The sequence below is a fragment of the Vibrio sp. F13 genome, assembly GCF_020806305.2.
In the GTDB taxonomy this organism is placed as follows: Bacteria; Pseudomonadota; Gammaproteobacteria; order Enterobacterales; family Vibrionaceae; genus Vibrio; species Vibrio crassostreae_C.
Genome location: NZ_CP170176.1, coordinates 1004298 through 1016868, shown reverse-complemented (window position 1 = coordinate 1016868; position 12571 = coordinate 1004298). Strand labels below are relative to the sequence as shown.

Annotated in this window: 11 protein-coding genes; 7 read left to right on the top strand and 4 right to left on the bottom strand. The window is 45.2% G+C overall.

The window, feature by feature from the left end:
* The first annotated feature begins 38 nt into the window (after positions 1–38).
* Both torT and LMH68_RS19570 read left to right on the top strand, forming a co-directional pair.
* On the top strand, positions 39–1067 hold the full coding sequence (gene torT / locus LMH68_RS19575; protein ID WP_102332911.1) for a TMAO reductase system periplasmic protein TorT: 1029 nt from the start codon (positions 39–41) through the stop codon (positions 1065–1067).
* Between the two features lie 60 nt (positions 1068–1127).
* Complete coding sequence (locus LMH68_RS19570) at positions 1128–1583, top strand: methylglyoxal synthase (RefSeq protein ID WP_017064778.1); 456 nt, start codon at positions 1128–1130, stop codon at positions 1581–1583.
* A gap of 117 nt (positions 1584–1700) precedes the next feature.
* Here the strand turns inward: LMH68_RS19570 and LMH68_RS19565 are convergent, their stop codons facing one another.
* The gene (locus LMH68_RS19565) at positions 1701–2051 is read right to left on the bottom strand and encodes a VOC family protein (protein WP_017060889.1); all 351 of its coding nucleotides are present in this window, start codon (positions 2049–2051) and stop codon (positions 1701–1703) included.
* Between the two features lie 87 nt (positions 2052–2138).
* The gene (gene helD / locus LMH68_RS19560; protein WP_017064779.1) at positions 2139–4214 is read right to left on the bottom strand and encodes a DNA helicase IV; all 2076 of its coding nucleotides are present in this window, start codon (positions 4212–4214) and stop codon (positions 2139–2141) included.
* A 177-nt stretch (positions 4215–4391) separates the two neighbouring features.
* Here helD and yccS point away from each other — a divergent pair, with 177 nt between their 5' ends.
* From yccS to LMH68_RS19535, 5 genes are all read left to right on the top strand, one after another.
* On the top strand, positions 4392–6575 hold the full coding sequence (gene yccS, locus LMH68_RS19555) for a YccS family putative transporter (RefSeq protein WP_102332913.1): 2184 nt from the start codon (positions 4392–4394) through the stop codon (positions 6573–6575).
* A gap of 332 nt (positions 6576–6907) precedes the next feature.
* Complete coding sequence (locus tag LMH68_RS19550; protein WP_065584591.1) at positions 6908–7093, top strand: hypothetical protein; 186 nt, start codon at positions 6908–6910, stop codon at positions 7091–7093.
* 121 nt (positions 7094–7214) lie between these two features.
* Positions 7215–7535, top strand: coding sequence for a hypothetical protein (locus LMH68_RS19545; RefSeq protein WP_229647753.1), 321 nt, complete (start codon positions 7215–7217; stop codon positions 7533–7535).
* Positions 7536–7696: 161 nt separating this feature from the next.
* Positions 7697–8959 (top strand): hydroxymethylglutaryl-CoA reductase, encoded by a 1263-nt coding sequence (locus tag LMH68_RS19540; protein WP_229647752.1) that lies wholly within the window; start codon positions 7697–7699, stop codon positions 8957–8959.
* 75 nt (positions 8960–9034) lie between these two features.
* Positions 9035–9946, top strand: a complete 912-nt coding sequence (locus LMH68_RS19535; RefSeq protein ID WP_017060895.1) for a LysR family transcriptional regulator — start codon at positions 9035–9037, stop codon at positions 9944–9946.
* A gap of 75 nt (positions 9947–10021) precedes the next feature.
* On the opposite strand, the gene LMH68_RS19530 is transcribed toward LMH68_RS19535, so the two are convergent.
* Positions 10022–10936 carry a YjjW family glycine radical enzyme activase gene (locus LMH68_RS19530; protein ID WP_229647751.1) on the bottom strand — a complete coding sequence of 305 codons (915 nt, stop codon included), beginning with the start codon at positions 10934–10936 and terminating at the stop codon, positions 10022–10024.
* A 56-nt stretch (positions 10937–10992) separates the two neighbouring features.
* A complete protein-coding gene (locus tag LMH68_RS19525) occupies positions 10993–12558 on the bottom strand; it encodes a YjjI family glycine radical enzyme (protein WP_017060897.1) in 1566 nt (521 codons plus the stop codon).
* Between the last annotated feature and the right edge of the window lie 13 nt (positions 12559–12571).

Sequence of the window (12571 nt, the reverse complement as noted above, 5' to 3'; positions counted from 1 at the left end):
GCAGTGTTTCTTATCTAAAACCAACAAAACGGCAATTCATGCTATCTAGACCTTTCGCTTCAATAATTCTTCTCTCACTACTGGCCTCAGTAACTACTGTCGCAGGTGCTAGTGAGCCTTTGAGCCCAATAAAGCCCGCCAATGCCACATCACAAAAAGAGAAAATCTGTGCCATTTATCCGCACCTCAAAGACTCTTATTGGTTGTCGGTAAACTATGGAATGATCTCTGAAGCAGAAAAGCAGCAAGTTGAGCTAAGAGTATTGGAAGCTGGCGGTTACCCCAACGTGGCCAAACAAGCCTCGCAACTGGTGCTTTGCACGCAATGGGGAGCCGATGCCATTATTTTAGGTACGGTTTCACCCGATGCGTATCATGACAATCTCAGCGATTGGGTTGGCTCGACGCCTGTGTTTGCTACGGTAAATGAGTTAACCGTCAATGAAGAACAACAGAAGGTATTAAAAGGTACGGTCGGTGTCGATTGGTACCAAATGGGATACCAAGTCGGAGATTTTTTGTCGAAACGACACCCGAAAGGATCAGGCGAAACACCTATCGCCCTGTTACTTGGCCCACAAGCGAGTGGCGGCACTAAGCCTGTAGCACTGGGGTTTTATGATGCGATCAAGTCGAGTGATATCAAAATTGCGATCAGCTATTGGGCAGATAACGATAAAGAACTTCAAAGAAATCTAGTACAGCAGGTGATAGAAGAACCTGATATCCAATATATAGTCGGAAGTGCCGTCGCGATTGAAGCAGCGATCAGTGAGCTACGAGCGGCCGATAAAACCGAAGATATTGGGTTAATCTCAAGTTACCTAAGTCACGGAACCTACCGTGGTTTACTCCGTAACAAGGTACTTTTTGCGCCAACAGATAAAATGGTTGAGCAAGGTCGCTTGTCGGTAAAACAAGCCACGAGTTACTTACGCGGTCAACCTTACGAGCAACACAGCGCACCGATTATCGAAGCGCTGACACCTGCAACTCTCAAAGATCAAATTATCGCCGACTCATTGTCACCTTCTGAGTTTCGTCCGGTATTCAGTGTGAATCCATAGTGCTATATTGGCTGAAGAGCTCAAAACAATAAAAACGAAACAACAATTTAGGGAACATTCATGCAAAAAACAACGCGCACTATGCCAACACACAAGCATATCGCTTTGGTCGCTCATGACCACTTCAAACCTGAGCTACTAAGATGGGTCAAAGAGAACAAAGAAAAACTACAAAAGCACTTCCTTTACGCAACGGGCACGACTGGTTCTCTACTCAGTAAAGAGACAGGCTTAGCAATCAAGAGCATGATCAGCGGCCCAATGGGCGGCGACCAACAACTTGGCGCGCTTATCTCTGAAGGCAAAATCGATATGCTGATTTTCTTCTGGGATCCGCTTAATGCTGTACCACACGACCCAGACGTAAAAGCACTGCTTCGTATCGCAAGTGTTTGGAACATTCCTGTGGCAACTAACCGCGCTACCGCTAACTTCCTGTTTAACTCTTCATTGCTTGAAGAAGAAGTAATCATCGAAATCCCAGACTACGAAGCGTATCTAGCAGAGCGCACGTAATCGCACGTTAAATGTGATCTCTACTGAACAGACTAAAAAGCCTGCATTTTATCGCAGGCTTTTTTATGTCTCGTTTCAGACATTAAACAGTTCAATCATAAACAGTGTAGTGAGTCTCTACTTATCACTCCACACTGCCATCTCGTTGCCACTTGGCTCTCTGAAATGGAAACGTCTGCCACCGGGAAAGCTAAAGATCTCACGGTTTATCTGACCACCAGCATCAATCACATCGCGCTCAGTTTGCTCAAGATCTTGGCTATAGAAAACCATCAGTGCCGCGCCATTATCCGTATTCGACGCCAGATCCGCCAAATAGAAGCCGCCCATTAAGCCTTTGCCTTCAAAAGCAGAATACTCAGGGCCATAGTCTTCAAAGCTCCAACCAAACACTTGGCTGAAAAACGCCTTAGTTGCTGAGATGTCTTTCGCAGCAAATTCAATGTAGTTAATAGAGCCGTGTTCCATAGCAAATTCCTTATGCTTTATGCGTCTGCCTTGTGATATTAGGGCAGGGATTGAAGATCTAATCTTAGACAATCAAGTCAAGTAACATCACTTTTTACGAACAACTGGGTAATCAGAACCATGCAGCTCCTGCACAAAGCCAGAGCCGTCGCCACTGTGCGTGATCCATACTTTCTCTTTTGCCCGCGTCATTGCTACATAGAATAAACGACGCTCTTCAGCATAAGGGAACGCGTCTGATGATTCAGTCAATGCGCCATCAATATGCAGCTGTTTTTTCTTGGTCGGGAACTGTCCTTCATCAACACAAAGAATAATGACAAAGTCCGCCTCTTTACCTTTACTGCCGTGGCAAGTCATGAACTTGATATCAATGGAGGTGAAGATCTTCTTCCAATCTTCCAACAACTCTGGCTTGTGGTAATGATTACGTCCAAGTAGCAACACCGATTTATTGGTTTTGCCTTTGGATTGACGGTTCAGTTGATCAAGAATCTTCTCAACTTCTTTGCTTGGCGCACTGTACACCGCCTTCTGCTTTTGTTGCTTGAAGCTGTTCAGTTCTTTCGGAATCTGAATTGGGTTTTCTTGTACAAAGCGATTGGCAACTGCACCTAGCTGATTGTTAAAGCGATAAGTGGTATCTAGGTGATGAATGGTCGAGCTTTCAAAGCGATCCTTAAAGCCCGTGGTCAAATCCACATCCGCACCCGCAAACTGATAAATCGACTGCCAGTCATCGCCTACTGCAAAAATAGAGGCTTGATGCTCGGCTTTAGACTGATTACAAAGTGCTTCAACCAAGGCAAGACGATCAGGTGAGATGTCTTGGTACTCATCGATCATGATGAACTTCCAAGGTGAGATAAACTTGCCCTTCTCGACATACTGGGTCGCTCGACTGATCATGATTGAGAAGTCGATATGATTCTGTTCTTTCAGCTCCTTTTGCCACGCGGTTACACATGGCCAACACAGTGAAAGCTCGCTGTTGAGGCGCGTATAGTCTCGGTGATCAATCAGCTGTTGCTGTACTTCTTTTTTGGTTAAACCCGACGCATTCAACTGTTCTAGCTGCTTTTCAAGCCAACCGATCAATTTGAGGTTTGAAACGTGGCTACCAAGCTCATCGTCACCGGTTAAATAAGCGATTGGCCATTTAGACAAATGCTTTTGCCAACGTTTAAAGTTGGTCGGTGTCATCCAGTGCTTCTTCAACCAATCAATGCACCATGCTTGGCGTTGGTTGTCATCGAGCGCTAAAGGAGAAATAACCACACGTTCGGGTTCAACTTGATTCAGTATCTTTAAACCCAACTGGTGGAAAGTGCTGACTTGCACCTTCTCTGCTGATAAACCAATTTTGCTGTCGAGACGTTGCTTCATCTCTTCTGCCGCTTCACGACCAAAAGCGAGCAATAGCAACTCTTCAGCTTGAGCTTGATGGCTTTGCAGTAAATACGCGACGCGAGCCGTTAGAACACTGGTTTTACCCGAGCCTGCACCCGCTAAAATAAGGTTGTGATCATCATTCATCAACACCGCATATTGCTGCGATAAGTTCAGTGGTGACGACTCACATTGCGCAAACAACACTTCCCAGTTTTTTCGCTCGGTCTCTAGCCATTGCTGGTTTCTTTCAGCTTGCTTGATTTCCGTTTCAGATAACCATGGCTGCATTCTTGCGATGCGGTTTGGCATGCGTTGTGCGGCCTCTTCTAGCGTCATTGTCATACTCTCTAAGCCTGAGTTGACCATATCAACCCAAGTGTTGACCTTAGAATGCGGTAGAAAGGCTGGTAATTGCTCAAGACGTGTTAATTCAGCTTCCCACTGAGGTACGTGTTCAGCCAATTGTTCACATTGAGTGTCGTGCCACTTCTGATAAGCACTAACTGACGCGCGTGCAAATTGACGGCATTGATCCCAAGGTAAGCCTTGTACTAACCAACTGCGCTGTGTTCCATCTTGTTGATTAGCAAAAAATTGTAGCGATCCCCAGAACAATCCGCGCTTTATCGCGATCTTGCCACTCCAAATAGTAAATGGGATACGCTCTTCACTGCCTACTGAAGATAACAGCAAGCGTGGACCATCAAGTTCAACCTGATGATATTCATTTTGAATAAAAAACTGTGCAGTCTTGTTAGCGCTTAGCTGCATTGGAGTGTGCTCTTAATTGGGAATATTGAATTTATATCATGATGCAATGAGAATTAATAATATCTCATATCTTATCGACGCTTTCATGACCACCTACGGGCAATTATGGATAAGTATCAAATTCTTGTGCTTGATTTCTGTTAGGATTATGGTTTTTAGTGTGTCAAGTGAGCGACTGTGGACTTTTCAGCCAAATTACGCCTCTATTGGGCGAATAAAACCATAAATTACAGCGTATTAATTCTCATCACCCTACTCGGTGTTGTGGTGCCTGCTTGGTATTATGGACAAAACACACTCATCACCCCACTTATTTTAGGCGTTATTGCTGCGGCTCTTGCGGAAAGTGATGACAGCTTTACCGGGCGCTTGAAAGCACTCACGCTGACCTTTATCTGTTTCGCCGTTGCGGCTTTCTCTATTGAGCTTCTCTTCGATACGCCTTGGCTGTTCGCGATCGGGCTTTTTGTTTCAACCTTCTCTTTTATCATTCTCGGGGCAATTGGCCCTAAATACGCGAGTATCGCGTTTGGTTCTCTCTTGGTTGCCATCTATACCATGCTTGGTGCACACGAGAGCACCAACCTTTGGTTTCAACCGCTTCTACTGTTAACTGGCGCCGCTTGGTACTACTTCATGTCGATGATTTGGCAGATAGTGTGGCCAATGCAACCCGTGCAGCAAAACTTAGCCACGGTATTCGATCAAATCGGTAACTACATCGATTCAAAAGCGGAACTCTTCTACCCCGTTTCTGACTTGATTCCCCAGCCACACCGAATCATTGAAGCCAAACTCAACGCGAGTACCGTTAACGCACTCAACATGTGTAAAGCGACGCTGCTTAATCGCTCTAAGCGCGGACACATTGACGGCCCTAGTGACCGATTTCTTAACACCTACTTCATCGCACAAGATATTCATGAACGCGTAAGCTCTAGCCACTATCGTTATCAAGAGCTAGCAAAACACTTTGAACGCTCTGACGTGTTGTTTCGATTTAAGTATCTACTGGAAGCGCAGGCAACAGCTTGTAAAGAAGTGGCGAGCTCATTGAAAGTTGGCGCTGAATACCAGCATGGTGACAAGTCTGTATTGGCACTTGATGAGCTGATGTCATCGCTCAATCACCTGCACCAACAGAACAACCCTGAATGGAAATCACTGCTGAATCAGTTGGATTACTTATTCAATAACCTAGCAACCGTTGAAAAACAGCTCTCGAATATCAGCAACCCAGATGCAGAGAAGATTGAAGAAGGTGTATTGGACGATACCAACCCTCATACTTTGACGGCAATGTGGCACAAGATCAAAGCTAACTTGCACACCGATTCTATGCTATTCCGCCACGCGATTCGTATGGCGATCACTCTGACGCTGGGCTATGGGATTATCCAAGGGTTTGATATTGAAAGAGGTTACTGGATTCTACTGACAACGCTGTTTGTGTGTCAGCCAAACTACAGTGCAACCCGTCAAAAACTGACGGCACGTGTCATTGGCACGGTCGCAGGCTTGTTGATCGGAGTACCTTTACTGACCTTCTTCCCGTCGCAAGAGAGCCAATTGGTGTTCATTGTGATCAGTGGCGTGATGTTCTTTGCGTTTCGAATCAATAATTACGGGTTTGCGACCGGCTTTATCACACTGCTTGTGCTCTTCTGCTTTAACCAATTAGGTGAAGGCTACGCTGTAGTATTGCCAAGGTTAGCGGATACCTTTATTGGTTGTGCTCTCGCCGTGCTTGCTGTCATTTATGTGTTGCCTGATTGGCAATCGAAGCGACTGCACAAAGTGATGGCGGATGCGCTCGATTCCAACAAGAACTATCTCGCTCAGATCATCGGCCAATACCGTGTCGGTAAGAAAGATAGCCTAAACTATCGTATCGCTCGTCGTAGCGCTCATAATAATGACGCAAACCTGACTGCCGCCATCAGTAGCATGTTGGTTGAACCGGGTAAGTACCGCACCTCTGAAGATGAGAGCTTCCGATTCTTAACACTCAATCATGCTCTGCTTAGCTATATCTCGGCTCTGGGTGCTCACAGAACGCGTATTGATGATGAAGCGACACACAAACTGGTGCTAGATGCGCACAGAGTAATCCACCAACATCTCGACGCTCTAAATGATCAGCTCTATTCTCATAAAGAGCATTGTGAAGTGAAAAACGCTTATGACCCGGAGCTGGATAAACGTTTGAGTGAATGGCGAGAAGAAGATGAGAATTCTGTCAAAATGGTTCTACAACAGCTCCATTTGATCTATCGCATGCTTCCAGAACTGCATACCTTAGCGACCAAGTTTGCAGTTAAGGTTAAGATCGACAAGTCGTTTGAAACAGAAGCTTCTTGAGCAACAAACAAAATACCGTAAAAACAAAAAGATAACGCCAATTGCTTATCTTTTGATCATCGCAAATATTTATACATTGCTTTACCCATACCCCTAATTGGGTAGAGAAATTACTTACCTACCCTTGTGCTACAAGGGTTGAAGGCGTTTTTACGTTATAGGAATTTACTGACTTTGATTGACCAAGCCTTAACTTTGCCTAACATTTCTCGGACAAAAAACGACCACAGGAATTTATAATTGTCTTAGTTTCAAGAAACTTCAAACATCATTTAAAATTCACTTAATCTTGTTTGATTTCCTGAATCAGTAGGCTATGCTCTAAAGAGCATATGGATTTGAACAAAGGTCACACTATGAATACACAGCAATTTGAAGCATTTAAGCAGCAAATACAGCTTCTTAGCCCACAACAATTAAAAGCACTTCAGAGTGAGATCGACGGCAACCTCGAAACAGAGAAGCCTTCTTTGCTTACTGATGAAGAATTAAACGCGCTAAATGACCTGTTCAGTTAATAGACAGACATCACTATTTTAGCTTAAGTTCACATTTTCACCGTAAATTTCATCTGTTCACCATTGCGCTCAAAATATCGTCCGCCTAGACTCATTCCATACGTCAATAAAAGGTTCTGATATGTCGATATCTGGTATTCAATCTGGTTACGCCATTATTCAGCAATCCACCAACATGGCTGAAGAAGCCGCAATCGAGCTCAACCAAGCCTCCAAACACGCTCTAGAATCCGACGACACTTTCGAAGCTAGCGATCTCAGCTTTAATCAAATAGAGCCTGAACAAGCCATTTCCTTTAAAGACAAAGAACCTGAACCTGCTTCATCTTCAACCGATTCCCTGATTAAACTGACACAAAGCGCAAGTTATAACCGCGTTGGTGCAAGTGTGGTTGATCGTCAAAACGAAGCCATCTGTAGCCTTCTCGACATTCATATCTAAATTTCGCTCAAATACAGCCTATATTTCGCGAAACTTCGCTGCTTTTTGCTTCAACAACCACACAAACTGTAACTCATTATATCAGGCGCTTGTTTCTGGTTTATTACTCGGTAGAATCAGCGCAAACCAATTTGCTGCACAAACTTTACTTCATACTATTTATGCCAAAACTAAATCTGCATCGCCATGACTATGTTTCTATTTTAGGAGGCGACATCTCCGCAGACGAATTAGAAAAAAAGCTTCAGCCTCATTTTGAAAAGCCAGTAAATAAGCTGACACCTAGCCCCTACCTGACAGAAAAAAATCTCACACGTCGCTGGACAGCGCTCGATAATGCAGATTCACAGCAAGAACTGCTCGACCCTCATACACAAAGTCAGTTCCAAGCTTATGAGAAAAACATTGAGCACTTTATTGGCACCGTTAAAGTCCCTGTGGGAATATCTGGCCCTTTAAGAGTCAATGGCCTATTTGCTACGGGCGATTACCTCGTACCACTCGCGACCACAGAAGCTGCGCTTGTCGCGTCTTATAACCGTGGTTCTAAGCTGATTACGGCTTGTGGTGGCGCAAGTGCTATGTTGCTCAATGAAGGCGTAACACGTACTCCTGGCTTTGCATTTCAAGGATTAGTTGAAGCCGGACAGTTTGTGGCTTGGGCTGTGACACAGTATGACCAGTTCAAGATCTTGGCAGAATCAACAACATCACACGGCAAGCTGACCGACATTAATATCAACATCGAAGGTAACCATGTTTACTTGGTGTTCGAATTTCTAACCGGAGACGCTTCTGGTCAGAATATGGTGACCATCGCAACCAATGCCGTGTTTGAGTACATCATCGAAAATACGCCAGTTAAGCCTGACCACGCTTTCCTTGATGGCAACTTGTCAGGCGATAAGAAAGCCAATACCCAAACCTTGCGCAGCGTTCGTGGCAAAAAGGTAACTGCTGAGGTTAATATCCCTGCAGAGCTTGTCGCGAAGTACCTACACACGACACCAGAGAAGATGGTCCAGTTTGGCCAAATGACCACAGTCGGTGGCGCTTTGAGCGGCACTATCGGTATCAACGCCCATTATGCGAATGCACTGGCAGCACTTTACATCGCTTGTGGCCAAGACGCGGCCTGTGTCGCCGAGTCAGCGATTGGTATGACGCGTATGGAACTCAACAAAGAAGGCGGTTTATACGCTAGCGTGACACTGCCTAACCTAATGGTGGGGACTGTCGGCGGTGGTACTGGCTTGCCAAGTCAAAAAGCCTGTTTAGATTTACTTGGGCTGCATGGTAACGGTAAATCACAAGCCCTAGCTGAAGTTTGTGCTGCACTGTGTTTAGCGGGTGAACTATCGATTGTGGGCGCATTTTGCGCAGGCCACTTTTCACGAGCGCACCATAAGCTAGCTCGTAAATAACCTTTATCCAATTTGGCTTGTTCGATTTTGTCGTTCATGCAAAATCACAAGCCAATCTGAATGCGTGAGTCATAAATGGATTACTTACACTTATCTAGGGTGAGCCTTAAGCACCTCACTGCGCTTCATATTATGCTGAACACCCACAGCGTCACTCAGACCTCAGAGCAACTCTGTGTCAGCCCTTCGAGTGTAAGCAAAACCCTGTCTCAGTTGCGTGACATCCTGAATGATGAGCTTTTCTATCGAGATGGTACCAAGCTTATCCCGACTCCCTTTGCTCTGAAGATAGCGCCCACTGTTCACGCAATTCTTTCAAGCATGAATGGACTGCTTCATCAAAAGAGTTTTACCCCTCAAGAGTACCAAGGCAGTTTTTCACTTTCGATGCGTGAAAGTACCTTCGAAGTATTTGCCTCTAAGATAAGTAAAATCACTACTGAACTGGCGCCAAACGCGAAGCTCAACATCTATTCGAAACAACAGCTCGGCTTCGATGCTTTACTCAGTGGCAAGGTCAATTTGATCTTGTTGCCTCATGATATATCTCAGCCGCCGACCGATAACAAAGAGCTGGTTTGGGAAACAATTCTTCCAGATGAAATGGTTTGTTTGATGGGCGCACACCACCCTCTCGCTCAGCAAGAACTGACGGTAGAAGGCTACTTAGATTACAAGCACATTGGGATTTTAGATAACGAACTGTCTCAGCCTTACTTTGAACAAAACTTGGTTCAATGCCACCAACCAAGAGAGATGGCAATATCGGTCGCGGACTTCGGCGCTGCGGCTGTGTTGTGTCACCACACACCTTTCCTGTTCACTTGCTCTAAACAGTGGGCTGAGCATGCTAAACAAGCTCAGGGCTTAGTGAGCAAGCCCTTGCCTTTTGATTACGGTAAGGTGGCTTACAGCTTGGTGTGGAATAAACCCAACATGAATGATCAAGCGATCAAATGGTTGTGTGACCTGTTTTTAGAAGCTTAATATTTTTAGAGACTTAATATCTTTAGAAAGTTAACGTTCTTAGAAGCCTGATTGACCGCCTAAGAAATCTAAAGACTAGGTATAAACCTCAGGAGTTTGCATCGGTCTTTGAACTATGGTGTAGAGCTTATCGTGAAAGCTCTGCATCTGTTTTTCGGTGCATTTCGGCCAATCTAACGCGTCGCCAATGACACCATGATGCTGAAACGCATTGAGTCGAATTCGAACATCACTTGGTAGAGTCTTCAAGTAACGCCCCACTTGTTCAATTTCGTCCTCAAGATCGCTTTTATTTGGGATATGTAGCAACCTAACTTCGTGCAGTTTTCCTTTATCTGCTAAGTAGTTAATGGTTTCAAACACCCTATGATTACCTCTACCCACTAACCATTGATGTGTTTCCGATTGCCATGATTTTAGGTCAATCATCGCGCCATCAAGATAAGGCAACACCTTGTCCCACCCTTGAAGTGACAGCGAACCATTACTATCAATAAAACACGTGAGATGCGCTAACTGTGGATCACGTTTAATCGCTTGAAACAGCTCGATGATAAACGGCAACTGCATGGTCGCTTCACCGCCAGAAACGGTAATGCCACTCAAGAAAAACTGATTATGCCTGACAAGCTCCAGAACCTCTGAGACCGTCATTGTGGTAATTTTCGGGCTCGACTTATGATCGCAGACATCAATGCACTTATCGCAGTTGGTGCAAGCTGCTGGGTCCCACTTCACTTTGCCATCAACCATGCTTAAAGCACGGCTTGGACAGCCACTCACACAATCTCCACAATGGTTACAGTGATTGATTGTGTGGGGGTTGTGGCAAGTAATACAATTAAAATTGCAGCCCTGAAGAAACAGCACCAAGCGGTTTCCCGGGCCATCAACACAAGAAAAGGTCAGCACACGGCTGACCTTCGCTTGTTTTTCTGCCTTATTATTTTTAACCCTAGCCATTTGAGTTGTTAGATCAGAAATTTTCATAATTCACATTGTTCGTATTCGAAACGCACCATACACATAACGCACGCACGTTAAAGCTATTCGTATGTCGGCGACATCTCTAAACTCGCCACGCGTGGTTTACGCTCTAATATGCCCGTGTTCTTCGCAGCTTCGGCACCTAAAAAGGTGGTATTGGTGCGTGAGCCTTGCTCGTCATATTTGGCAATGTCAGATAGCTTAATCATGTAACCCGTGACACGAACCAAATCATTTGATGCAACGTTAGCCGTGAACTCTCGGTAACCCGCTTGAATCGCGCCTTTACACAGGTTAAACATCGCTTCAGGGTTAGATTTCACTGTTTCGTCGATGGTCAGAATGTCACTGATGCCCGAGGTGTAGAACTTATGGTGACCCGCGGTTGCACGAACGTAAGAGACAGGATCCGGTTCGGTACCATAAGGAATACGGACACCCGGCGTCACATCTTCATCTAAGCTAATACCGCCTTGAGCATGCAGCAGAGCTTTACCTTCTAATCCATATTTCACTTCAGAGCGTTCAACGATCTCAGCCAGCTTTTCAGAGATACGATGACCAAGCTGATTCGCCAGTTCATCGTGACCATAACGCCCTGCTTGACCTTCTTTCTCCAACAAGATGTTGACTGCTTCCGCCATGCCGTAAATACCAAACATTGGCGCAAAGCGATCCTCTTCGATCAAACCTTCTTTGGTTAAGAAGCCTTCGAAGAAGTTAGACTCTTCATGCAAGAAGCGGCTTCGAACGTTCATCAACTCAACCATGATGCCACTGTAGTTCGGCAATACTTGTTGTAAGAAATCAGCACTGTCCTCAGACTTCAACGCCACTTGCTTAAGGTTCATACGCACCAAGGTGTTTGAACCACCCGCTAACGGCAGAGAGTTGTAGCAGCTCACAATACCAAAACGCTTATCGCCGTAAGCCTCGGCATGCGCTGGATAGTTTGCAATATGTGGTTTACTGCATTCACAGATGTTGCTCGCCGCATGACGAAGTAGATCATCAGGTGTCACGGCTGGGTCGTACATAAAGGTTAAGTTTGGCGCGATCTGCTTCAATTCAGCGTCTACACGTAAAATCGTACGGCAGATAATGTTGTCTGTCGGGCCGATATTCACATGCATAAAGGCGTCTGGCAGTGTGCGATCCAACATGATCCAGAACAGCTTAATCTTTTGGTATACCTGCTCTTCTGTTAAGTCGCCCACGAAAGGCATCAACACATCATCCAACTGACCTAGGTAAACCGGAATTGAAGTGACAGACGGAACATGGTGGTAAAGGATGGTAAGCATGTTCAATGCTTCATCGAAGTTGGTTGCCGCGCTAAGCTCTAAATACTCTGAGCCTTGATGTAAGTATTTAGAATAATCTGGAAGTACATAGCGCGGCTTAAATGGGGCGTGCCCTTCAAACATGTCACACAGCACACCTTGTTGTAAGGCTTGCTCTACTTCTTTGCTTACCGGCATATACGGTAAGCTGGCTTCAGCTTCTAAGGCAAGATAGCTCGACTTCTGTTTTGGTGACAGGTTGGCATCTGAAATGATATTGCTAAAGCGTTGTTGTTGCTCTGAAAGTGGTGAAGAAGTAGATGACGCAGATTGGTGGCTCATAATTAAACCCTTA